24 protein-coding genes and 1 riboswitch are annotated in these 22,626 nt (G+C 71.8%); of the genes, 8 read left to right on the top strand and 16 right to left on the bottom strand.

The features are described 5' to 3' along the window. Positions 1-4: 4 nt before the first annotated feature. From hisG to AB0F70_RS21085, 4 genes are all read right to left on the bottom strand, one after another. Complete coding sequence (gene hisG / locus AB0F70_RS21100; protein WP_357452787.1) at positions 5-868, bottom strand: ATP phosphoribosyltransferase; 864 nt, start codon at positions 866-868, stop codon at positions 5-7. 56 nt (positions 869-924) lie between these two features. Continuing rightward, on the bottom strand, positions 925-1,188 hold the full coding sequence (locus AB0F70_RS21095; protein WP_357452784.1) for a phosphoribosyl-ATP diphosphatase: 264 nt from the start codon (positions 1,186-1,188) through the stop codon (positions 925-927). Positions 1,189-1,253: 65 nt separating this feature from the next. Further along, the gene (locus tag AB0F70_RS21090; RefSeq protein WP_357452781.1) at positions 1,254-1,895 is read right to left on the bottom strand and encodes a hypothetical protein; all 642 of its coding nucleotides are present in this window, start codon (positions 1,893-1,895) and stop codon (positions 1,254-1,256) included. Positions 1,896-2,112: 217 nt separating this feature from the next. Further along, positions 2,113-2,664 carry a hypothetical protein gene (locus tag AB0F70_RS21085; protein WP_357452778.1) on the bottom strand — a complete coding sequence of 184 codons (552 nt, stop codon included), beginning with the start codon at positions 2,662-2,664 and terminating at the stop codon, positions 2,113-2,115. A 338-nt stretch (positions 2,665-3,002) separates the two neighbouring features. Between AB0F70_RS21085 and AB0F70_RS21080 the strand changes: the two genes are divergently transcribed. The 4 genes from AB0F70_RS21080 (at position 3,003) to AB0F70_RS21065 (ending at position 6,518) form a co-directional block, all read left to right on the top strand. Beyond that, the gene (locus AB0F70_RS21080; RefSeq protein ID WP_357452775.1) at positions 3,003-4,124 is read left to right on the top strand and encodes a helix-turn-helix transcriptional regulator; all 1,122 of its coding nucleotides are present in this window, start codon (positions 3,003-3,005) and stop codon (positions 4,122-4,124) included. Between the two features lie 57 nt (positions 4,125-4,181). Further along, positions 4,182-5,042, top strand: a complete 861-nt coding sequence (locus AB0F70_RS21075) for an HAD-IIB family hydrolase (protein ID WP_357452771.1) — start codon at positions 4,182-4,184, stop codon at positions 5,040-5,042. 98 nt (positions 5,043-5,140) lie between these two features. After that, positions 5,141-5,599 carry a hypothetical protein gene (locus AB0F70_RS21070; RefSeq protein WP_357452768.1) on the top strand — a complete coding sequence of 153 codons (459 nt, stop codon included), beginning with the start codon at positions 5,141-5,143 and terminating at the stop codon, positions 5,597-5,599. Between the two features lie 16 nt (positions 5,600-5,615). Then, the gene (locus tag AB0F70_RS21065; RefSeq protein ID WP_357452765.1) at positions 5,616-6,518 is read left to right on the top strand and encodes an aminoglycoside phosphotransferase family protein; all 903 of its coding nucleotides are present in this window, start codon (positions 5,616-5,618) and stop codon (positions 6,516-6,518) included. Positions 6,519-6,534: 16 nt separating this feature from the next. On the opposite strand, the gene ribH is transcribed toward AB0F70_RS21065, so the two are convergent. The 8 genes from ribH to rpe form a co-directional block, all read right to left on the bottom strand. Further along, positions 6,535-7,014 carry a 6,7-dimethyl-8-ribityllumazine synthase gene (gene ribH, locus AB0F70_RS21060; protein WP_357452762.1) on the bottom strand — a complete coding sequence of 160 codons (480 nt, stop codon included), beginning with the start codon at positions 7,012-7,014 and terminating at the stop codon, positions 6,535-6,537. Then, positions 7,011-8,393 (bottom strand): 3,4-dihydroxy-2-butanone-4-phosphate synthase, encoded by a 1,383-nt coding sequence (gene ribB / locus AB0F70_RS21055; protein WP_357452759.1) that lies wholly within the window; start codon positions 8,391-8,393, stop codon positions 7,011-7,013. Before ribB ends, ribH begins: the two co-directional genes overlap by 4 nt. After that, positions 8,390-9,064, bottom strand: a complete 675-nt coding sequence (locus AB0F70_RS21050) for a riboflavin synthase (protein ID WP_357452756.1) — start codon at positions 9,062-9,064, stop codon at positions 8,390-8,392. The genes ribB and AB0F70_RS21050 overlap by 4 nt, the downstream gene beginning before the upstream one ends. Continuing rightward, the gene (ribD, locus tag AB0F70_RS21045; RefSeq protein WP_357452949.1) at positions 9,064-10,149 is read right to left on the bottom strand and encodes a bifunctional diaminohydroxyphosphoribosylaminopyrimidine deaminase/5-amino-6-(5-phosphoribosylamino)uracil reductase RibD; all 1,086 of its coding nucleotides are present in this window, start codon (positions 10,147-10,149) and stop codon (positions 9,064-9,066) included. Before ribD ends, AB0F70_RS21050 begins: the two co-directional genes overlap by 1 nt. A gap of 192 nt (positions 10,150-10,341) precedes the next feature. After that, a riboswitch (FMN riboswitch) is annotated at positions 10,342-10,476 on the bottom strand. 66 nt (positions 10,477-10,542) lie between these two features. Continuing rightward, the gene (locus AB0F70_RS21040; RefSeq protein ID WP_357452753.1) at positions 10,543-11,196 is read right to left on the bottom strand and encodes a DUF2306 domain-containing protein; all 654 of its coding nucleotides are present in this window, start codon (positions 11,194-11,196) and stop codon (positions 10,543-10,545) included. 108 nt (positions 11,197-11,304) lie between these two features. Next, on the bottom strand, positions 11,305-11,991 hold the full coding sequence (locus AB0F70_RS21035; RefSeq protein ID WP_357452750.1) for a response regulator transcription factor: 687 nt from the start codon (positions 11,989-11,991) through the stop codon (positions 11,305-11,307). A gap of 11 nt (positions 11,992-12,002) precedes the next feature. Beyond that, complete coding sequence (locus tag AB0F70_RS21030; protein ID WP_357452747.1) at positions 12,003-13,157, bottom strand: sensor histidine kinase; 1,155 nt, start codon at positions 13,155-13,157, stop codon at positions 12,003-12,005. 201 nt (positions 13,158-13,358) lie between these two features. Beyond that, positions 13,359-14,021, bottom strand: a complete 663-nt coding sequence (rpe, locus tag AB0F70_RS21025; protein WP_357452744.1) for a ribulose-phosphate 3-epimerase — start codon at positions 14,019-14,021, stop codon at positions 13,359-13,361. Between the two features lie 79 nt (positions 14,022-14,100). Here rpe and AB0F70_RS21020 point away from each other — a divergent pair, with 79 nt between their 5' ends. The 3 genes from AB0F70_RS21020 (at position 14,101) to AB0F70_RS21010 (ending at position 16,363) form a co-directional block, all read left to right on the top strand. Further along, positions 14,101-14,529 carry a DUF1761 domain-containing protein gene (locus AB0F70_RS21020; protein ID WP_357452741.1) on the top strand — a complete coding sequence of 143 codons (429 nt, stop codon included), beginning with the start codon at positions 14,101-14,103 and terminating at the stop codon, positions 14,527-14,529. A 65-nt stretch (positions 14,530-14,594) separates the two neighbouring features. Further along, complete coding sequence (locus AB0F70_RS21015; protein ID WP_357452738.1) at positions 14,595-15,224, top strand: hypothetical protein; 630 nt, start codon at positions 14,595-14,597, stop codon at positions 15,222-15,224. 167 nt (positions 15,225-15,391) lie between these two features. Then, positions 15,392-16,363 carry a DUF3592 domain-containing protein gene (locus AB0F70_RS21010; protein WP_357452735.1) on the top strand — a complete coding sequence of 324 codons (972 nt, stop codon included), beginning with the start codon at positions 15,392-15,394 and terminating at the stop codon, positions 16,361-16,363. Between the two features lie 20 nt (positions 16,364-16,383). Here AB0F70_RS21010 and AB0F70_RS21005 read toward each other — a convergent pair whose 3' ends face one another. After that, positions 16,384-17,928, bottom strand: coding sequence for a transcription antitermination factor NusB (locus AB0F70_RS21005; RefSeq protein WP_357452732.1), 1,545 nt, complete (start codon positions 17,926-17,928; stop codon positions 16,384-16,386). A 173-nt stretch (positions 17,929-18,101) separates the two neighbouring features. Between AB0F70_RS21005 and AB0F70_RS21000 the strand changes: the two genes are divergently transcribed. After that, a complete protein-coding gene (locus AB0F70_RS21000; protein ID WP_357452729.1) occupies positions 18,102-18,497 on the top strand; it encodes a hypothetical protein in 396 nt (131 codons plus the stop codon). Between the two features lie 125 nt (positions 18,498-18,622). On the opposite strand, the gene fmt is transcribed toward AB0F70_RS21000, so the two are convergent. The 3 genes from fmt to AB0F70_RS20985 are packed head-to-tail and all read right to left on the bottom strand — an operon-like array spanning position 18,623 to position 22,521. After that, positions 18,623-19,570 (bottom strand): methionyl-tRNA formyltransferase, encoded by a 948-nt coding sequence (gene fmt, locus AB0F70_RS20995; protein ID WP_357452726.1) that lies wholly within the window; start codon positions 19,568-19,570, stop codon positions 18,623-18,625. Between the two features lie 9 nt (positions 19,571-19,579). Beyond that, a complete protein-coding gene (locus tag AB0F70_RS20990; RefSeq protein ID WP_357452723.1) occupies positions 19,580-20,287 on the bottom strand; it encodes an HAD family phosphatase in 708 nt (235 codons plus the stop codon). Beyond that, positions 20,284-22,521, bottom strand: a complete 2,238-nt coding sequence (locus tag AB0F70_RS20985) for a primosomal protein N' (RefSeq protein ID WP_357452720.1) — start codon at positions 22,519-22,521, stop codon at positions 20,284-20,286. The genes AB0F70_RS20990 and AB0F70_RS20985 overlap by 4 nt, the downstream gene beginning before the upstream one ends. Between the last annotated feature and the right edge of the window lie 105 nt (positions 22,522-22,626).

The following is a 22,626-nucleotide window of genomic DNA, read 5'->3' as shown; positions in this document are numbered from 1 at the left end:
AGGCCTACAACCGCGAGGCGTGGATCGACGTCACGATGATGGCCCGCGCCCCGACGTCGTACAGGGCGTCCATGATCCGGTTCGTCTCCCGGCGCGGGACCATGACGCGCACGGCGCAGGCGTCGCTGTGGTGCTGCGCCGAGACGGTCGGGGACTCCTTGCCCGGCGTGATCGCCACCGCCTCCTCGAGCCGCGACGCGGGGACCACGTAGTCCATCAGCACGTACTCGCGGGCGGTGATCACGCCCTCCAGCCGGCGCGTCAGGATGTCGAGGCCGACGGGCGGCTCGGCGTCCGACTGCCGGATGAGCACTGCCTCCGAGCGCAGGATCGGCTCGCCGAACACCTCGAGGCCGGCGGCCCGCAGCGTGGTGCCGGTCTCGACGACGTCGGCGATGACGTCCGCGACGCCGAGCCGCACGCTCGACTCCACGGCGCCGTCCAGGTGCACGATCGCGGCGGGCTCGACGCCCTGCTTCGCCAGGTGCTGGGCCACGAGCGTGGTGTAGGACGACGCCACGCGCCGCCCGGCGATCTGGCTGACGGAGGTCACGGGGTCGGTCTCGCCCGGACCGGCGGGTGCCGCGTACCGGAACGTGGACCGGGCGAACCCGAGGCCCAGGTGCTCGACGGCGTCCGCGCCGGAGTCGAGCATGAGGTCACGGCCGGTGATCCCGACGTCGACCGTTCCGGTGCCCACGTAGACCGCGACGTCGCGCGGGCGCAGGAAGAAGAACTCGACGTCGTTCTCAGGGTCGGCGAGCACGAGCTCACGGGTGTCGCGGCGCTGGCGGTAGCCCGCCTCGCGCAGCATCTCGGAGGCGGGGCCGGACAGGGCACCCTTGTTGGGGACGGCTATGCGCAGCATGTGGTTGGTTCCTCTCTGGGTGTACGACGGATCTGGGCGCGAGACACAAGGTCCCGCTACAGATGCGTGTACACGTCCTCGAGGGTCAGTCCCTTGGCAACCATCAGGACCTGCAGGTGGTACAGGAGCTGGGAGATCTCCTCAGCGGTCTCGCTGTCCGACTGGTACTCGGCCGCCATCCACACCTCGGCGGCTTCCTCCACTACCTTCTTGCCGATCGCATGGACGCCGGCGTCCAGCTGCGCCACGGTGCCCGAACCCGCTGGACGGGTCTGGGCCTTCTCGGTCAGCTCGGCGAACAAGGTCTCGAAGGTCTTCACGGGCCCAGCCTAGTCGTGGGACGGGGGCGACGGCCGTCCCCGTCCCACGTGGTGGCCACGCGCCGCTATGACGCGGGCCACTTCGACGGCAGTCCGCCGTCCTTGGCCGGGGTCAGCACACCCTGGTACGGCGTGATCAGGTGGAAGCCGTCGACGCCGCCGTCGCCCAAGGCTGCGGACACGAGGATGATCACGGAACCGTCCGCGCCGCCGAGACCGCTGGCCGGGTCGAGCGGGTCGCCCCCGGGGTACCCCTGCACGCTGCACGTCTCCGGCGTCGAGACGACGGCGATCTGCTCCCCGGGCGAGACCTCGAGCTCGGGCTCCGCCTGCGGGTAGCCCGACGGCGGATCAGGCCGCTCGAGCACCTCCTCGACGGTGACCAGCCAGCGGTTGGCGTCGACGCCGTACATCGGCGCCGTGCCGTCCTGCTCCACCACGGTCCCGCGGAGCACAGCGCCTGCGCCGGACGCCGCCTCGGCCGGCGTCTCGAACAAGACCCAGTCGACGCAGGCGTTGGGGTACTCGCCCAGCGGGTCCTGCGACGGATCCAGCGACGTGTCCATGGTTTCCTCTGTGCCCGAGGGTTCCGCTCCCCCGGCCGGCTGCGCCGCCGCGCAGCCGCCGAGACCGCCTGCCGTGACCGCTGTGACGACGGCGCTGACGACCGCCGTCGTCAGCGCCGAACGTGAGGTCGACCGCGGCATCGATCGCCGAGCATGTGTGGTTCTCATACTCCGTACATGTGCCGAGAGCCCCGTCCTTTCAGGCTTTGGTCGGAGTGTTTGCCAAGTGCGGGTGATGTTCTAGGCGCTTGGCACACTATTAATGCAGGACGGGAGCGAGAGTCAGATCGCGCAACGCCGTGGGGGACGGTGGCCTCCACCGCCCATCCGCCGTCCCACGTTCCGGCCATAGCGCCGGCTATTCGGGCAGCCAACCGGCCGGCAGGGAGCCATCCAGATCCGGGGTGAGCACTCCCTGGAACGGCGTGATCAGGTGGAGCTCTCCCTCACCGCCCTGACCGTCCCCGTCGACCAGTAGCACGATCACCGAGCCGTCCGCGTCCCCCAGGCCCGTCGCCGGGTCCAGCGGGTCACCCCCGGGGTACAGACCTCCGGCGGTGCACGTCTCCGGCGTCGAGACGACGGCGACTCGCTCCCCCGGCGAGACCTCGACCTCTGGCCGGGGCTCCACGTCGTTTGCAGGAGCCGGTCGCTCCAGCACCTCCTCGACGTCGAACAGCCAGCGGTGTGCGTCGACGCCGAAAAATCGTGCCGTGCCGTCCCGCTCCACGACGCTCCCCCGCAGCACGACACCGGCGCCGGACGCCGCCTCGGCAGGCGACTTGAAGGTCACCCAGTCGGCGCACGCCTCGCCGCTCGTGGCCGTCGTCGTGGAGCCGAGGACGGCGCAGCCGGTGACCCCACCCAAGAGCGCCGCCGCCAGGGTCGCCGAGGCCGAGGCCGAAGCCACTTGCCAGGGCCGTGAAGGTCTCATACCCGGTCAGTGTGCCCTGGCCGCCTGCTCTTGCGGCTTTTGGCGCGTTGTCCGCCGGAATCTGGGTGCCTTCAGTACGCATGACACACTATTAATGCAGCACTGGAGCGAGAGTGAGACGCGCAGGGTCACCGCCGTGGCGACGGCTGCCTCCACCGCCTTGGCCCCCTGTCCTCGCGGGAGCCCCCACCAGTTGTCCCCGCCCTTGGACTCAGCTGTCACGTACGCTGATCCGATCCATCCTTCGCAGGCGGACGAGCACCCAGCCGACCAGGCGGGAGGCCGCGAAGGACGCCTGCGGAGAGAGATCGCCCATGCCCATGTCGTTCGCCGTCGGCCAGCTGATCCGCGAGCTGCGCGAGTCATTGGGCTGGTCACAGTCACGCTTGGCCTCTGAGGTTTGCCGCGTGGCTGAACGCGACACCCTCACCCGCGAGGACGTTTCCCGCTGGGAGAACGGAAAGCGGACACCTGGACCTTTTTGGCTACGCCACCTAGCGTCGGTCCTTCAGATTCCCCGAGAGACCCTGGAGGACGCCGTGGACCGTCGCAGCTTCCTGACGACGGTCGCCGGGGTAGCCATCGCCCCACTCGTTACCTCGGACCTCATTGAGCGTGGCTTCGCCGCCGCTCTGCGGAGCGACGGGCCAGCCCTGGATGACTGGCTGGAAACCGTAGACACCTATGGCCGCGACTACATGACCGCTGGCGCGGCGGAGATCCAGCGACGGCTGGCCGCCGACCTGGTGGTGCTCCAACAACAGCTCGACGAACCGCGCATGTGGGCCGTGGCCGCGAAGCTGGCCACCCTGTACGCGAAGACATTCCCCGGAAGCGACGGGGCCAAGGCCGTCACCTGGTACCGCCGGGCAGCAGAGTTCGCCGACCGGTCAGGCGACCTCGAAACACGCGTCTGGGTACGCGGCCGGGCGGCCATCGCCCTGGGCTACGAGGGTGCTTCCCTCGGTGTCGCCAACATCCTCGCTGGACAGGCCATCGAGTTGGACGACCGGCCGACGCTGGGCAGAGTCAACGCGATTATGGGACAGGCACACGTCGCAGCAATCCGGGGCGACGATGCAACGGCGCTGACCTTGGTGGAGGACGGGCGGCGGGTGTTCGACCGTGCCGGCACGGACGACGGAGAAAGTGACTACGCCGTGCCGTGGTGGCGGTTCAACGTCTTCACGTCGCTGCTTGCCGCTCGCATGGGTAATGACAGGCTCGCCCTGGAGGCACAAGACGAGGCGCACCACACCTTGCCGGAGACGCTGCCCAGGTTTCGGACGCACCTGGAGATGCACCGTGGCCTCATGCTGGTGCGGTCCGGGGATCGAGACGGGGGCGTCGCATACGCTCAGTCGGCCCTGAACGAGCTGCCCGCCGAGAAGCATTCGCTGACGCTGCGGATGCTCATGGACGAGATCAAGTCTTAGCAGTGGCTACTAGCTTGGCCACTCCCTTGCTCTGACTCGTACCGTGACGCTGGTCACATGACGCGAACCACCCCGACAGAGCCAGCCGACCGGCAGACACACCTGGTCGGACTCGACATAGACGGCACTTTGCTTGTCACCGGTCAGCTCCCCTCACCTGCCGTGGTCGCCTCCATCAAGGCCGCCCGGCACGCGGGGCATGAGCCGGTGCTCGCGACCGGCCGCTCCCTGTCCGGTGCGCTGGCCGCCGCCCGCGTCCTCGAGATCGGGGAAGGATATGTCGTCGCCTCGAACGGCAGCGTCGTCGCCAAGATGGCCCGTGCCGGGTGCGAGGTGACAGGGATACACACGGTCGACGCGAAGGCCGTCGTGCAGCTCGTTTCCGCCGTGCGCCCAGACCTCGCGATAGCAGCCGAGATAGTCGGCGTGGGCTACCACGTCACGAAGCCCTTCCCGCGGCAGGATCTGGGCGGCGAGCAGGTCGAGGTGACGCGGATCGAGAATCTGTGGGCGGAACCAACGCCGCGCCTTGTCATCCACGGCGAGAACGCGCAATACCTCGTGCCGTCGATCCGCACCGGTGGGATGACCGCCACGCGGACCCGCCCGGACTGGGTCGATGTGACGCCTGGCGGCGTGAGCAAAGCGACTGCCCTTGAAGCCATCCGCCGCGAACTCGGCATCCCCAAGAGCCGCACGATCGCCATCGGAGACTCCGAGAACGACATCTCTATGTTGCGGTGGGCCGAGCGAGGCATCGCGATGGGTAACGCGTCTGCGCTGGTCCGGTTCTCCGCCAACTACGCGACCAAGGACATCGACGACGACGGCGCGGCACTGATTCTGCACGCCCTTGCCCGGTCAGACCAAGGCTTCACGGACAGCGAACCGTCGGCCATGTCGACCGCGACCCATTGATCTTGTGGCTGGGCCGTGCCCAGCACCGCCACCCGGCCGCAAGCCCGCTTCTGGCGGGCGCACGTGCAGGCACCACCCGCACAACGAGGAGGAAGCACATGACCACCACCACATCACGCGACCTGCGAGAGGGCAGGGAGCTTGTCGACCCCGAGCTGTTCCACCGGCTCGTCCAGCGCGTCGCTGAGGAGCACGACCACGACCTGATCATGGCCGGTCGGATCATGGACCAGGTCCTCGCGTTCCTCGGGACCACCGCGACTCACCAGGGGCGCCCGCTGTCGCCGTCGGAGATCGTGGACCCGGGGTGGCACGAGTTCATCCTGCACACGGTTGACTACGCCGAGTTCTGCGGGCGGATCGCCGGACGGTTCCTGCACCACGTGCCCACCGACCCTGAGGAGTCTGCGGAGGGCGAGGGTGCCCACGACACGCTCAGTTACACCGTGGACGCCATCGACGCCGCAGGGTTCTTTGTCGACACCGAGCTGTGGCCGACCGTGCACGCGGGCAAGTGCTCGCAGTGCCACGCGGGCTGCACCAGCTCGCCCGCCTGATCGACAGGAGACTCACATGAACCGCCGATCCTGGGACGAGCTGCCCGACGACGTCCGCAACGCCATCGAAGCGCAATGCGGGCCAGTCCGGCGGACGGATACTCCGTCCGCCGGTCGGAACTCGGCTCTGTCCGCGTTGCTGCAGACGGCGGACGGGAGCGTGTTCGTCAAGGGCATCCCGACCGACGTTCGGCTGTTCAACGCCCACCAGCACGAGATCCGCGTCAACACCTGGCTACGACACCGCGTCACCGGTGCCCCACGCCTGCTGTGGACGATCGAGGCCGGAGGCTGGCTGCTCGCCGGGTACGAACCCGTACCCGGCGAGCACGCCGACTTCACTCCCGGCTCGCCCGACATCCCATCCGTGATCGACACCATCTCTCGCCTCGCCGAGGAACTGACCCCGAGCCCCGCACCCGACATGGCCCCGCTCGGCCGGAAGTACGCGCGCTTGGCCGGATGGCAATGGCTCGCCGACAACCACCCGGACGCGCTCGACGCGTGGGAGAAGCAGCACCTCGACCTGCTGGTCCACCTCGACAGCGAGGTGCCGAGCGCGCTGGCCGGGGACAGCCTTGTCCACGCCGACATCCATGAGCTGAACATGCTCGTGGACAACGGCACGGTGCGCGTCATCGACTGGGCATGGTCTAGGACCGGCCCGCCCTGGGTCGATGCCGCGCTACTCACCATCCGGCTGATCGCCGAAGGACACGACCCGGCCGACGCCGAACAATTGGTGTCAGGCACGTGGGGCATGCAGCACGCCAGCGCGACGGCGGATGCCCTCACGACTTTCGCCGCGACCACCTACGGCCAGTGGAGACGCTTCTCCATCGAGTTCCCCAGCCCGCACCGCGAGGCTCCGACCCGCGGCGCACAACGCTGGACCCAACACCGACTTCCCAGTAAGTAGAAAGCCGCCTTCGTCCTCAACGCGCCACCGCAAAGAGGTCACGCAAGGCTGCTGCCGTCGCGACGGCAGCCTCGGCCGCCTCGGCTCCCTTGTCCTCGTTCGAACCCTCAAGTCCCGCACGGTCCAGAGCCTGCTTCTCGTCGTCGCATGTCAGCACCCCGAACCCGACGGGGACGCCCGTGCGCACGCTGACGTCCGTCAGGCCCGTCGTCGCCGCGGAGCACACGTACTCGAAGTGCGGCGTGCCGCCCCGGATCACTACCCCGAGCGCCACCACGGCGTCCGCTCCCCCGGCCGCCGCCCGCGAGGCCGCGACAGGCAGCTCGAACGAGCCGGGCACGCGGACCTCCGTCCAGTCGGCGCCCGACTCCCGCAGCGCCCTCCTGGCCCCCGCCAGCAGCCCGTCCATCACCTGCTCGTGCCAGCTCGCCGCGATCACGACGACCCGCAGGCCGCTCCCGTCCACAGTCACCTTCGGTGCCCCAGCGCCGCTCATGCGCGTACTCCTTCGTCCTCGTTCATGTTCAGGTCTCTTGTGTCGAGCTCGACGTGCACCTCATCCAGGTCCAGGCTGCCGATGTCGTGCCCCAGCACGACCCGCTTCGTCTCCAGGTACCGATGGTTATGCACCCCGTGCCCAACCACGAGGCTCCGCTGCCCTACGACGTCTGTACCCGCCGCTCGTAGACCCGACACCTTCTCCGGGTTGTTCGTCAGGAGCGTCACGCCGTCGAGCCCGAGGTCCGCCAGGATGGCCGACGCCGCGCTGTACTCTCGCGAGTCCACCGGCAGCCCCAGGTCCACGTTCGCCTGCACGGTGTCGCGCCCCGCATCCTGCAGCGCATACGCCCGGATCTTTGCCGACAGGCCGATCCCCCGGCCCTCATGACCACGTAGGTAAATGACGGCACCACCCTCGGCGGCCACGGTTGCCAACGACGCCTGCAGCTGCGGACCGCAGTCGCACCGCAGCGAACCCAACGCGTCACCCGTCAGGCACTCCGAGTGCACCCGCACCAGCGAGCCCCGCACCGAGCTACCCGCCGTGCCATCGTGCGCTGAGCCCAGCGGCATCAACGCGAGGTGCTCCGCACCAGAACGCAGATCGCGGTAGGCCACTACGCGGAATTCCCCGTGCCGCGTCGGCAAAGACGCCTCCCCAACCCGGTGCACGCGCACGCCAGGATCGGCATCCGCCACTACGACCGGGTCGTGCGTCTGGCGCCACGCCACCAGATCAGCAACAGTCAGCACCACCAGACCGGCCTCCTCCGCCAGGGCACGAGCCTCGGGCAGCCGCATCACCGCACCGTCGTCCCGGACCAGCTCCGCGATAGCGCCCACCTCGCCCAGGTCTCGCGCTGCACCACCCGCCAACCGCACCAGGTCCACGGTGGCCTCTGTGTGCCCGGCTCGCTCCAGCACCCCGCCGGCGCGGGCCCGTAGCGGAAGCACATGTCCCGGCCGAATCAGGTCCCGCGCGCCCGACGCGGGGTCGCCTAGCGTCCGCAGCGTCAGCGCCCGGTCCGACGCCGAGATCCCCGTCGTCACGCCCACAGCAGCGTCCACGGACACCGTGTAAGCCGTCCTCCGCGGGTCTTCGCTGCGCTCCACCATCAGCGGCAGCCCGAGCGCGTCCGCCCGGTGGGCCGGCATCGGCGCACATACGTATCCGGACGAGTGCCGCACAGTCCACGCGACCCACTCGGCTGTCGCGGTCCTCGCGGCGAAGACGACGTCGACCTCGTTCTCCCGGCCCGCGTCGTCGGCCACCAGCACGGGCCTCCCCGCGGCGAGCTCTGCAAGGGCTCGCTCGACCAGGTTCGTGTCTGCCTCGTTCGTCTCTGCCGGGCCCGCGGCGTTCACCGTGCTCATCGTGCGGCCCCGGTCAGGTCGCCGACGCCGACCGACGCATCCGCTGCGACCGACCCGCCCGGCACCGACACCCCTGCTGCAAGGAGCCGCTCGACGTACTTCGCGAGCACGTCCACCTCGACGTTCACGACGTCGCCCGGGACCAGCCTGCCGAGCGTCGTCGCGGCGAGCGTGGTCGGGATGAGCGACACCCCGAAGCCGCCGTCGGACACCCACGTGACGGTCAGCGAGACGCCCGCCAGCGCGATCGAGCCCTTCTCCGCGACGTACCGGGTGAGGGCTGCGGGAGCGGAGAACTCCAGGTCGTCCCAGCGCGGGCCGGGCGTGCGGCGCACCAGCGTCGCGATGCCGTCGACGTGCCCCTGCACCACGTGCCCGCCCAGCCTGCCGTTCGCGGGCAGTGCGCGCTCCAGGTTGACCACCGAACCCGGGACGAGGCCGCCGAGCGAGCTGCGGCGCAGCGACTCGGGCATGATCTCCGCGACGAACGAGCCGTCCGCCACGGAGACGACGGTGAGGCACACCCCGTCGACGGCGATCGAGTCACCAGGTCGGGCGTCGGACGCGGCGAGCGGGCCGGCGACGGTCACGACGGCGTCCGCACCGTCGTCACCATCGGGGCGGACGAGCGCGACGACGGAGCCGAGCTCCTCGATGATTCCGGTGAACATCAGATCTCCTCCTTGGTGTGCCGGCTGAGCCGGCCGGGCTGGACTGGCTGGACTGACTCGGTGGCCGCCGTGGCCTCCGTGGGCCGGGCGGGCTGAGCCCGACGCGCTACCAGGAGCACGTCGTCGCCGAGCCGGGTCACGTCGTGGGTGGTGAAGCGTGCGGCGTCGCCGATAGTGGTGACGCCCAGGTCGCCGACGGCGGTGGCGCCCACACCGAGCAGCACGGGTGCCACGTACGCGTGGAGCTCGTCCACCGCGTCGGCGGCGAGCAGCGCGGTCGCCAGGGTGGGGCCGCCCTCCACGAGCAGGTGGCGCACCTCGCGCTCCGCGAGCCGGCCGAGGACGGCGTCGAGGTCGTGCTCGGGCAGCTGCAGCAGGGCGCCGCCCGGCCCGCGCAGGCGAGCGCCGGCGGGCACCGCGCGACGGCCGACGACGACCCGGAGCGGCTGGTGCTCGAAGAGGCCGCCGTCGATCGTCCGTGCGGTGAGCGACGGGTCGTCGGTCAGGGCGGTCCCCGTGCCGACGGCGATCGCGTCGACCTGCGCGCGGATCGTGTGGGCGTGGGCGCGGGCCTGCGGGCCGGTGATCCAGCGGCTCGTGCCGTCCGCGGCGGCGACCCGCCCGTCGAGGCTGGTCGCGAGCTTGAGGGTCACGTAGGGACGTCCGGTCCGGACGGCGTGCAGCCACTGGCGCAGCAGCTCCTCGCCCTCGTCGGCGAGGATGCCGGTCGTCACCTCGATCCCTGCGGCGCGCAGCCTGGCCGCGCCACCCGTCGCCACCGGGTTCGGGTCCGCGACCGCGACGTGCACCTCGGCGACGCCGGCGTCGATCAGCGCGTCGGCGCAGGGTCCGGTCCGGCCGTGGTGGGCGCAGGGCTCGAGCGTCACGACCGCTGTCGTGCCCCGCGGGTCGACGCCACGCGAACGTGCGTCGGCCAGCGCAGCCGCCTCCGCATGCGGTGTGCCCGCGCCACGGTGGAAGCCCTCGGCGACCGGGTGACCGCCCGGGTCGAGCAGCACGCAGCCGACGCGCGGGTTCGGGCCGTAGGCCGGGCCCTGTGCGGCCAGCGCGAGAGCGCGGCGCATGGTGGTCCGGAGCGTCGTCGTCCCGAACGTCGCGGCCGCATATGCCGCGGCGCGGCCCTGCGGTGGCTGGGTCATGCTGTCCTCCCCGAGCTTGGGTGCTCCGGGGTGGACGACGGGGCGCGGACGAGGCCAACCGGCCCTGCCCGCGCGCACGACGTCACGACGACGCACGCCCCAGGGGACGGCGACGCCGCACGTGCTTCCTCCCATCCGGACTTTCACCGTCGGTCCTGGAGTTTCACCAGATCAACCGGCCCTCCTTGCGGAGGACGCGGGTCGCGGACTGTCACCGCCGGCTCGGAATTACACCGACCCCGGAGCACGTGTGCGTACTGCTGCGTGCCAGCATGCCATAAACCTCGCGGACGTCGGCATGGCTTGCGTCACACCCCGTCACACCCTGGCCGTGATCCGCCGCCGACGGATCACCCACTCGGCGACCGCCGCGTTGATGACCCATGCAGCAGTCATGAGCACCGTGTTGGTGACCGGACCCGGTATGCCCGCGAACACGACGTACGGGCCGAGCAGCAGTGCCTGCGTACCCGCGCCCATGGCCAGCGCGTAGGCCCGCATCATCCACGCCGGGTGCGCCACGAAGTCGTGCCGCAGCGCCGCGCGCACCCCGAGGACCAGCGACACCACCATCACGACGCCGACCACATAGCGGACCCCGTTGACGACCACCGTGTCCTTGGTGGGCAGGTCGTAGAACGCGGTCATCCAGAGCCCCGTCAGCGCGACCCCGAGCCCGGCGGGGAACAGGACGCGGCCGGCCAACCGGTGCCAGCCGCGCCGGCGCAGGCTCGGGACGAACTGGAAAGCGCCCAGCATGCTGTAGACGGTCACGCAGACGATGTGCACCAGCACCGGGATCGGCTGGGTCACGAACCGCGCGTTGTCAGCGGTGACCAAGGGGTCGGCGGCCAGCTCGGAGACGCGTACGGCGCCGCCGAGGGCGGGGATGAGCGCGAGCAGGAGGAGGCCTGCGGGAACGAGCCATTGGCGGCGGCTGGTGAGCTTGGTCGTCACCTGGGATGTGGTCATGGTGCGAGCCTGCTCCGCCAGACCCCTGCGGGTCATGGGCCCGCGGACCAGTCTCGGCCTGGCCGAAAGTACGAGTGCAGGCCGAGTCAGAGCCGAGTCAGGACCGGGTCAGGGCCGGCGCGTGGAGTGCGCCGGGCGGACACGCCCCGTGTCGTACGCCCAGAGCGCCACCTCCACGCGGTTGCGCGCCCTCAGCTTGGTCATCAGGTTCGCGACGTGGGACTTCACGGTGCTCAGCGTGACGAACAGCTCGCGCGCTATCTCGGTGTTCGTGCGGCCGACGGCCACCGCCAGCAGAACCTCCTCCTCGCGTGCGGTGAGGGGGTCCAGCGGCTGGGCGGGCAGGTCGCGGGGACCGGTGTCGGCAAAGGCGCGCAGGAGGCGCGTGGTGACGCTCGGGGCGATCAGGGCCTCACCGGATGCGGCGGCCTCGATCGCCTGGGCCAGGAGCGCCGCTCCGGCGTCCTTGAGCAGGAAACCGCGAGCCCCGGCGCGCAGGGCCGCGTACACGTACTCGTCCAGGTCGAACGTGGTGATCACGACGACGGCGAGCGGCTCCGCGACACCGGGACCCGCGAGCAGCCTGGTGGCCTCGATGCCGTCGATGTCCGGCATCCGGATGTCGAGCAGGGCGACGTCGGGGCGCAGCCGCTGCGCCAGCTCGACGGCGGTCCGGCCGTCGGCGGCCTGCCCGACGACCTCGATGCCCTCCTGGGCGTTCAGGATCATGGTGAGGCCCGTGCGGACGATCTCCTGGTCGTCCGCCACGAGGACCCTGATGTTCCCGACGGTCATGCGCCCGGCAGTCATGCGGCGCCCGAGAACGGGAGCATCGCCTCGACGGTCCAGCCGGCAGCGTCAGGTCCGGCGTCCAGGGTGCCGCCCAGCAGTGCCGCACGCTCACGCATGCCGGCCAGCCCGTACCCGCCGTCGCCCGGAGCGTCTGGCGCACCGCCGTCGTCGGACACCCGGAGCCGGACGGACGTCTCACCGACGGTGACGCGGACCGCGATCCGGGTGGCGCCCCGAGCGTGACGGCGTGCGTTCGTGACCGACTCCTGCGCGATGCGCTGCACCGCGCCGCCCACGGCCGCCGAGACCCGGGTGGAGTCGCCCTCCAGGTCGACCTCGACGCGCGGCACGGTGGCGTCGGCGAGGCGTTCGACGTCGGCCAGCGTGGGCCCGGGAGCGAGCTCGTCCGCCTCGTGGGCACGGTCGCCGCCGTCCTCGCCGGGGCGCAGCTCGTCCGACCGCAGGACGCGGACCAGCGTGCGCATCTCGGCCAGCGCACGGGAGGCCTGCTCCTCGATCACCCGCAAGGCGTCGACAGCCGCTCCGGGATCGGTCTGCGACACGGCGAGCCCGGCCTGTGCCCGCACCGCCACCGCCGAGATGTGATGCCCGACGACGTCGTGCAGGTCCCGGGCCAGCCGCTCCCGTTCGAGCAGCACCACCTGCTCGCGTTCGCGCCGCCGCGCGCCGGACCGGTACCGGAGCGCCAGGCCGAGCGCGAACGTCGAGCCGAGGATGAGGCAGCCGACGCCCACGTCGGCGAGCGTGAGGAAGCCGAGCGCCGCGTTCGTCCCCATCTTCGCGAGGATCACCACCGCGCCGAGCACCATCGCCCGCCCGGTCCCCCACCGGAACAGCGCGTACGCCAGGACCAGCATGAAGACGTTCGAGGCGAAGGCCAGGTCGCGGCCGAGAACGAGCGCCGGCGCCGTCGACGCCACGAACGCGACGACGACCGTCGTCAGCGGGTGCGTCCGGCGCCACAGCAGCGTCGGCGCGAGCACGACGACGGTGGCGAGCTCCAGCCACCGTCCCTGGACGTCCGGCCGCGTGACCACCTCGATCATGGCCCCGGCGACGACAATCGCGACGAGCACCCAGTCCCGCCACACGCGCACTGGCGGATCGGCGGGCCGCGGTTCGTCCCAGACCGAGCGGATGGCGGACACGCGCTCATGCTACGAGGGCCAGGGGCATCACCGGATCAGGCAAAAGTACGAGCCGGGCTCCCCCGGTCCGGGCTGTTGGTGACGCGATTGATCGGGAGGATGCTGTGCAGCACGCGCTTGGCACACTTTTTTATCTGGGTGTCGAAGCGAGTCATGGCCGGCGACCGGCGAGCCCCGCGGCCGGCCCGGCCTCCGGTTGACTCAGTGCGTGTGCTTGCTCGCCAGCTCGCGCAGCGTCGCGATCTCGGCGGGGATGTCCTCGGCCCCGTACACCGCCGAACCCGCCACGAAGACGTTCGCCCCGGCCTCGGCCGCGCGCTCGATCGTCTCTCGCGACACTCCCCCGTCGACCTGGATCCACACGTCGAGACCTGACTCGCTCACGGCCTCCCGGGCGCGGCGGATCTTCGGCAGGGTGCCCTCGATGAAGGACTGCCCGCCGAACCCCGGCTCGACGGTCATCACGAGGATCATGTCGATCTCTGCGAGCAGGTCGAGGTAGGGCTCCACCGGCGTCGCCGGGCGCAGGGCGACGCCGGCCCGCGACCCGAGCTTCCGCAGCTCCCGCGCCAGGCGCACCGGCGCCTGCGCCGCCTCCGCGTGGAAGGTGACCGACGCCGCCCCCGCCTCCGCGAACGCGGGCGCCCACCGGTCGGGGTTCTCGATCATGAGGTGCGCGTCGAGCGGGATCGGCGACACCTTCGCGAGCCGCTCGAAGATCGGCAGCCCCAGCGTCAGGTTCGGCACGAAGTGGTTGTCCATGACGTCGACGTGCGCGTAGTCGGCGTCGGCGATCCGGCCGAGGTCGCGCTCCAGGTTCGCGAAGTCGGCGGACAGGATGCTCGGGGCGATGAGGGCTGCCATGATGCCAGCGTAGAGCGCGATTCTCTGCACCACCGAACCGCATACCCAACCGCGCAGTCCCCACAGTCCGGGAGCAACGATGATCCCCGAAGTGAACTACTGGGCAGTGCTCGTGGCCACGCTGTCCACGCTTGTCGTGGGCTCGCTCTGGTACACGCCGAAGACGTTCGGTACCCGCTGGATGCGGCTGGCGAAGGTGGACCCCAAGGCCGCCGAGGCGGCGGGCATCTGGCCCATCGTCGTCACCGTCATCGTCAGCTTCCTGACGGCGTGGGTGCTGGCCGGCGCCGTCTACATCTCGTGGGAGTTCTACCAGGGCGCATTCCTCACGGCGTCCGTCGTGACCGCCGTCCTGCTCTGGATCGGCTTCACCGCCGCGCGCATGATCACGCACGACGCCTTCGAGGGCCGTCCCCCGGCGCTCACCACCCTGAACCTGGCCCACGAGCTCGTGACGATCCTGGTCATGGCAGTGATCATCGGGGTGTGGCCGCCGGCGGGCATGTAGAAGTTCACCCACCAGGCTTGCCGGATCCCGGATCTGCCGGCGGGACGCGCCGCTAGTCTCCCGACGTGGCTAAAGGGCGGGAGCAGGGCGGCGAGGTGCTGAGCAGTCGGCACCGGCGCGTCCGGTCGGTGCGCGCGACGTTCCGCGTGGACGAGATCAGGGCGCGGTCGACGCCGCAGCTCGTCGCCATCGTGGGAGCTATGGCAACCCTGGCGACCGGATCCTTCTGGACGACGATCTCGCAGGTCCGTGCCGGCGCACCGTTCGACTGGCGATTGCCCGCCGCGCTGGTCGTCGACCTGACGGTGGTCGTCTGCCTGCCCGGGGTGGTCATCGCAAGCGGCGAGGTCGTCCGGCGCCTTCGGCACCTCCTCACCGCGGACGACGATGGTCCGCTGGTCACCCGGTCCGCACGAGCCGCCGCCCGGTTCGCGGCCCAGGCCCGCACGGACACGGGCGACTGGTTCGACAGCCTGGACACTCGTCTCGTGCTCGTCATGCTGATCACCCCGCCCCTGTACGTGGGGTTCGGCGTCTTTCTCGTCGTCGACGGGATCCGGCACGGCTGGACCTCGGACGTGCGGGTTCTTGTTGCCGTCGGGGTCGTCGCGCTCGCGCTCGTCCCGCTCTCCGTCCCGGCCGCGCTGAGGTCGCTCGTCCGCCGACGCCGCAGACATCGTGGACGGACGGAGTGACGCGCCGGCAGAAGGAGACGCGCCGGGCGATGGAGCGCCAGATCGCGGCTCGCGAGCTACGGGCAGAACCGTCACGCTGGGTCAGGGCACGGGCTGGTCTGGCCGCACAGCACGACCGGACCCGGGCAGCCCTCGGAACTGCCAGTGTCGGTGGTCTCCTGACGGCCGTGTGCATCCTTGTCGCCTTCGCGATGGCTGCTGCCGTCGTGACGTTCAGCCTGGTCCGGAACGAGATGATCCTGGAGAACCGGGGTGTGCAGGTCACGGCGGAGGTGGTCGACTACACCACGCCACGTCGCGGCTCGGGCACAGTGACCGTCCGGTCCCTCGAACCGCCCTTCTACTTCGAGACCGACCTTGACCGGTGGCCGCGTGGGCTCGGTGTCGGCCAGCAGATCGACGTGGTCTTCGATCCTCACGACCCTGGACACGCGGTTGCCGCCGGTACGCCGCCCGAGATCTCTGTCATCCTCGGCGTCGCGGCCTTCGACCTGTTTGGTCTTGCTTGCCTGCTTGCCGCGCTCCTTCCAGCCGGCGAGCTCGTGCGGCGCGTCTTCGCGCGAGCTCGAGGCCACCGTGCACCGAGCAACTCTGCACCGACCGACCGCGCAACAAGCGACGAGCACCGCCCCGAGAGCCAGCCGCCTCGTGGGCGCCGGAAAAGCCCGCTCTCCGGCCTCGAACCAGGGCAGGTCGTCTTCCTGCTGGTCGCCGCACCCGTGAGCGCGGTGCTCGCCGGCATGTTCGCCGCGAACGTCGCGGGCGACGCGGCGGTGCTCCGGGAGTTCGGAGTCCACGCGCGAGCTACGGTCGAAAGGAGCTCCTGGGGTGCCGGCGGCCACTGGCTCGACGTGCGGTTCTCCCCGCCGGACGGCTCCGTGGTGAGGACAGGCGTCACACCACGCGACCGCGTCTACTACGAGGGCGAAACGCTGGACGTCGTCTACCAGGCCGACGCGCCTCGAAACGCCCAGGTACCAGGAGATTCCGGCTGGCCGGCGCAGGCACAGTTTGCCTTGGCCGTCTTCATCGTGTGCGCCGCCGGGTCAGCGGTGGCCGTCCCCGTCGCCGTCATCGACCTGGTGCAGCGCTCCCGGAGAGCCCGAGCTGCCCCGACCGGCAGCCCGACCGCAGGCTGACGGCCGGGCCCGATTCGGCGTCAGCCCACCTTGCGCAGCAGCGTCAGGTGCATCGCGTCCGTGCCGTGCACGTGCGGCCACAGCTGGACGTCGTCGCGGTCCGACAGAGGAATTTCCTCGGTGGCGCCGCTGGCGCTGACCACGGACCGCACGGCGGCGGCCGTGTCGAGCCGCTCGACGTCGTCGCGCTTCTTCAGCACGTCGGAGACCACCAGCTGCGTCTCGGCGAGGTGCGGCGAGCACGTCACGTACGCCACCACTCCCCCGGGCCGGACGGCGTCCAGCGCCGAGGCGAGCAGCTCGCGCTGCAGCCCGGTGAGCGCGGCGAGGTCCGACGGCGTCCGCCGCCACCGGCTCTCGGGCCGACGGCGCAGCGCACCCAGGCCGGTGCAGGGCGCGTCGACGAGCACCCGGTCGTAGGCGCCGGGCTCGTCGGCACCCACCTCACGCCCGTCGCCGGTGCGCACCTCCTCGACCGCGCCCTCGGGCATGGCCGCGAGGGCGTTCGCGACGAGACGGGCACGGTGCGGCGCCACCTCGTTGGCGACCAGCGTCGCGCCGCGCTGGGCGGCCAGTGCCGCCAGCAGGGCCGCCTTGCCGCCCGGGCCGGCGCACAGGTCGAGCCAGCGCTCGTCACGGCCCTCCAGAGGCGCTTCCGCGAGGGCGAGGGTCACGAGCTGCGAACCCTCGTCCTGCACGCCGGCGAGACCCTCCCGGATGGCTGGGATCCCCGCGGGGTCCGAGCCCTCCAGGCGCAGCGCGGTCGATGCCCAGCGCCCGCCCACCAGCTCGGCGTCGCCCCACGCGGTCTCGTCCGAGACGTCGACCAGGCCCGGCCGCGCCACCAGCGTGACGCGCGGCGGCACGTTGTCGGCGGCCAGCAGGGCGCCGATCTCGTCGACGTCGCGGCCGTTGCCTGCCAGTGCCTCGCGCATCGCCCGTGCGATCCACATCGGGTGCGACTCGGTCGCCGCGAGACCGGCCAGGGCGTCGGGCGCTTCCTTCGTGAGCACCGCGAGCCACTCGTCGAGCGAACGCTCCGACACGCGGCGCAGCACCGCGTTCACCATCTGCGCGGGCCCGGCGCCCACGCGGTTGCGCGCGAGCCCCACCGTCTCGGAGACGGCGGCGTGCACGGGCACCCGCATGCCGAGGACCTGGTGCGATCCGAGCCGCAGGACGTCGAGCAGCGCCGGGTCCAGCCCGGGCAGCGGGCGGTCCACACAGGTCGCCAGGATCGCGTCGTACCGGCCGCGCAGGCGCAGCGTGCCGTAGGTGAGCTCGGTCGCGAAGCCCGCGTCCCGCCCACGGATCTGCCGCTCGCGCAACAGCGGGGGCAGCACGAGGTTCGCGTACGCGTCGGACTCGTCGACCTCGCGCAGCACGTCGAACGCGGCCATCCTGGCCGGGTCGGTGCGCTTGCGACGCTCCGACGGCGCCTGCGACGTGCGGGGGCGCTCGCCGGGCCGGGACCGCGCCGCGCTGCGTTCCCGGCCTTGAGAGTTCCGGCGCGGATCGCCGCGGCGCGGATCGTCCTGGGGCGGGTGAGATGAGGTGTTCGGCACCCCCCGATCCTACGTTGACGCGCCTGGTCAGCCGTCTCTGCACGCATCCGGCCGCAGCACCATGGGGAGATCTCCCCATCATCCCGCCAAGCCGGTCGCCTCGACGGCTCCTAGCCTTTCGTCCGCGCGGTGACAGATGCGCACCATCGGACGAGAGCCACACTGGAGGAAACATGTTCGGGAAGAAGCTGGCCCGCGGCGCCCTGGTCGCAGCGGCGTCGATCGGGCTCGTGCTGGGGGCGATGCCGAGCGCATCCGCCAACGACATGTCCTGGACCCTGACGAGCACCTCGGGCACGGTGCTCGCGAAGGCGTTCGCGGACGACTCGGCCAACCGGGTCCAGGCTTGGGACACCTACACCAACGACCGCAACGTGCGGCTCGACGTCTGGCGTGTCGGGAACGAGGGCGGCACGCACGTGTACTGCCGGGACAACGTCGCCGTGGACGGCGTCAAGTGTGACAAGGCGATGATCTGGGTGGAGGACACCCGCCTCGCCGGGCGGCTCTGCGAGATGAGCGGTTCGACGGCGACGCGCTGCACCGGCGTCAAGGAGTTCTACAACTGAGCGCAGGCCTGAGCTGAGCCGACCTCGATCTGAGCCGCCCTCGATCTGAGCCGCCCTCGATCTGAGCCGCCCTTGATCTGAGCCGACGTGGTCCGCACCGGTGCGGACCACGTCGGCTCAGCGGATCAGGCGGCCGCGCCACCCAGCACGAGGCCCGCCTCCACGAGCGGGCGTCCGCCGCCACGTGCCCAGTCGGGCGCGGGCATCGCCTTCTTCCCGACGGGCCGCACCTCGCCGAGCGCGACGGCGTGCGTGGCCGTGCCGACCAGCACCTCGTGCTTCAGCGCGCGCACCTCGCCCGCCCGCAGGTCGGTGACCTCCGGGCGGGGAGCGACCGGCCCGAGGCCCAGGCGGGTGCCGTCCGGCAGCACGGTCCACGCGCCGGGCGCAGGCGTGCAGCCCCGCACCAGCCGGTCGATCGCGAGCGCCGGGTCGGTCCAGGCCACGCGGGCGTCGTCGGTGGTGAGCTTGGGTGCCACGGACACGCCGTCGGCGGGCTGCGGCTGGGGCTGGAGGGCGCCGTCCTCCAGCGCGTCGAGGGTGGCCACGAGGAGCTCTGCGCCGGAGACCGCGAGGCGGCCGAGGAGGTCGCCCGACGTGTCGGTGGGGCGGATGGTCTCTGTGGCCGTGCCGAGGACGGGGCCGGTGTCCATGCCCTCGTCGAGCAGGAACGTCGTGGCGCCTGTCACCTCGTCGCCCGCGATCACCGCGCGCTGGACCGGAGCGGCACCGCGCCAGGCGGGCAGGACCGAGAAGTGCAGGTTGATCCAGCCGAGGCGGGGCACTGCCAGGACCGCGGGCCGCAGGATGTGGCCGTACGCGACGACGGGGGCGGCGTCGATCTCCAGCCCCTGCAGCCGCTCGATGAATTCGTCACCGCGCGGGACGTCCGTGATGACGGGGATCCCGGCCTCCTCGGCGCGGGCCCGCACCGGGCTCGGCGTGAGCTTGCGGCCGCGGCCCGACGGCGCGTCGGCGCGGGTCAGGACGGCAACTACCTCGTGGCGCGAGGCGAGCAGTGCCTCCAGCGAGGCGACGGCGGGTTCGGGGGTTCCTGCGAAGAGAAGACGCACCGGGTCAGTCTAGGTTCGGCCGCCCGGCGCGGTGGCCTCGGGCTGCTGTTCCGCTACCGGGAGCCCCAGCGCGCGCAGGTCCTTGCGGAGGGCGGCCGTCGTCGTGAACACGACACCGTGGAACCCGACGCCGCGCGCGGCGTCCACGTTCACGTCCTTGTCGTCGATGAACACCGCGCGGGCCGGGTCGACGTCGAACCGTTCCACGACCAGCTCGAAGATGCGCCGGTCGGGCTTGGCCATGCCCTCACGGCCGGACACTATGACGTCCTCCATGAGCCCGATCGCCGGCGCGGCGGGCTCGGCGCTGTGGAACGTCTCGGCCTGCCAGTTCGTCAGCCCGTACAGCCGCAGCCCGAGGCCCTTCAGCTCGGCCACCAGCTCTGCCGATCCCTCGATCGGTCCGGTCAGCGACAGCTCGTAGTTCTCGACGTACCGGCGCAGGTCTTCGACAAGGTCCGGGCGGGTGCGCTCCACGCGCTCGAGCAGCACGGAGTACGGCGTACCGGCGTCGGCCGCGTGGTTGATCGTGTCGAAGTCCACCGCCTCGAAGAAAGCCTCGATCTCGGCCCGGGGCCGGCCCGCGTACGGGCCGAACGGGTCCCAGCCGACCAGGACGTTCCCGAAGTCGTAGACCACCGTGTCGATGCCGGTAGCGGCCTCCGGTCGGGTCGTCGAGTTGAGGGCCGCGGTGGTCGCGGGGTCGGCAGAACTCACAGCATCTCCTTCGGGTCGAGCTGGACACGGACCGTCCCGCCCTCACGGCGTGCGGAGCGGACGGCAAGGCTCGCCTTGAGCCTACGGGCGAGCTCGTCGCCCTGGGCGAGCGGTACGCGCAGCACGGTCCGCACGGGCAGGTCCAGCGCCTGCAGGCCGGCCGCGCCGCCCCGGCCGGACGACGGCGCCCCCGCCCCCCGGCCTCCAGGCCTGCGCCCGACGGCGTCCGGGTCGAGCTCGACGGGGCCCAGCACCCCCGAACCCGCTCCTGGATCCTCGCGCAGCCCGACCCGCGCGACGACGGCCTCGACAGCCGTCCGGTCCCCGGTCACCGCCGCGACGCGCACGGCCGGCGGGAGGTGCAGCTCGGCCCGCTCGTCGAGCTCGCGCTCGGCGAAGCCCGCAGGGTCCCAGCGCACCAGGCCCTGCGTGGGGCCAGGAGCGCCGTCGCCGACGAGCAGCACCTGCCCCTCCGGCCCGGGCCGGACCAGGGACGCGGCGGCCAGCCAGCGGTGCAGGGCCTCCGTGCCCGAGGCGAGACCGGTGCCGCCCGTCATCACTGCCGCGTCGAGGAGGAGGGCGGTCGCGTAACCGGACTCGGCGACCGGCTCCGCGCCGGGCGTCGCGACGACGAGCGCGGGCGTGCCGGGGACGGCGTCGAGCACACCACCCGGCGCCGTCGCAGAGGACAGCCGTACCGGCACGCCGGAGAACGCGCGCCCCAGCTCCTCTGCCGTGCGGGCGGAACCGACCCGCACCGACCGCAGGCCGGTCCAGCCGCACTCCTCGCAGTGCCACCCACCCGCCAGCCGGCCGCACCACGAGCACTGCGGGGCGCCGTCGGCGTGCGGGAGACCCAGCGGGCCGTGGCAGTGGCCGCACCGCGCAGCCACCCGACAGCGGGAGCACGCCACGACCGGCAGATAGCCCGACCGCGGCACCTGCACCAGCACGGGACCGCGCTCCAGGGCGTCGCGGGCGGCCTTCCAGGCCACGGACGGCAGTCTGGCCGCTGCGGCGGCGCCGTCCCGCGCGAGCTCCACCGAGGTCAGTGCCCGGACGCGCGGCGCGCGGGACCGGACGACGTCCCGGGGCGCCGCTAGCTCACGGGCCCAGCCAGACGCCAGCAGTGCCTGCGCCTGCACCGTACGCCCTGGTGAGCCCAGGAGGAACGCCGTGTTCTCCCGCTCCGCGCGCAGCGCCAGCACCTCGCGGGCGTGCGGGTACGGGGAGTGCGGCTCGGCAAGGGTCTCCTCGCCGTCGCCCCACAGGATCACCAGCCCGAGGTCCGTGACCGGCGCGAACATCGCGGCCCGGGTACCGACCACCACGCGTGCGGCGCCCCGCAGGGCGCGCAAGAACGCACGGTAGCGGGGGGCCGGGCCGTCGTCCGCGAGGAGCCGCACGACGTCGTCCGCCGCGAGGCCGGCGTGCTCCAGCGCCGCGGTGACACGCCCCGCGTCCCGGGCATCCGGCACGACGACGAGCACTCCGCGGCCACCCGCGACGCATGCCTGGACGGCCTGCGCGACGGCGTCCGCCCAGTGCGGCGTGGCCGCACTCGTGTCCGTGCCGACACCCGGCAGCGCCGACCACACCGCACGCGGCGCCTCGCCCGCCATGATCCGGCGCAGGTACGCCTCTCCCCCGCGATACAGGGCCCAGGCCGTGGACGACGGCGCGACCTCTGCGGGTTCCGGGGTCTCGACAGGCTCGACCAGCGCGGCGGCGGCCGGCACGGGTTCCTTCTCGACGCGCGCGTGCCGCGGCGGCAGCGCGAGGCGCAGCACGTCGGCCAGGGTGCCCGCGTAACGGTTCGCGACGGCCCGGCACAGGTCCAGCACCTGCGGTGTCAGCACCTGCTCGTCGGACACCACCTTGCGCAGCGGCACGAGGCGGCCGTCGTGGTCGGAGGTCTCCTGGCGGGCCACCACGTACCCGGCGACGTCCTGCCGCCCGAAACGGGCCTTGACGCGGACGCCGGGCTGGGCGTCGTCGGCCATGGTGACCGGGACGAGGTAGTCGTACGCCTGGTCGAGGTGTGCGGGCTGCAGGTCGAGCACGACGTGCGCCACCGGGAGCGTCTGAGTGATCGGGACGCCGCTGGTCTCGGCGTTGTCGAGCGGGTTCCGGGACCCACCACGCCCACGGCCGCCAGCGGGCACGGCGCCCACCTCGTCCAGCCCGAGCAGCGCTCCGTCCGGCAGCGTGTCCTGCTCCGTGTCCCCGTTCACGTGCCTATCCCACCACGCGCCACCGACATCCGAATCCGGGCCCGTCGGCGGTCAGCCACCGCCGGAGCGGGCTGCCGTCAGAACAGGCCCAGAACAGGCCCAGAA

This window comes from Promicromonospora sp. NPDC023805 (genome assembly GCF_040639635.1).
In the GTDB taxonomy this organism is placed as follows: domain Bacteria; phylum Actinomycetota; class Actinomycetes; order Actinomycetales; family Cellulomonadaceae; genus Promicromonospora.
The sequence above is the reverse complement of the archived record's forward strand: the minus strand, read 5'-3'. Positions and strand labels throughout refer to the sequence as shown.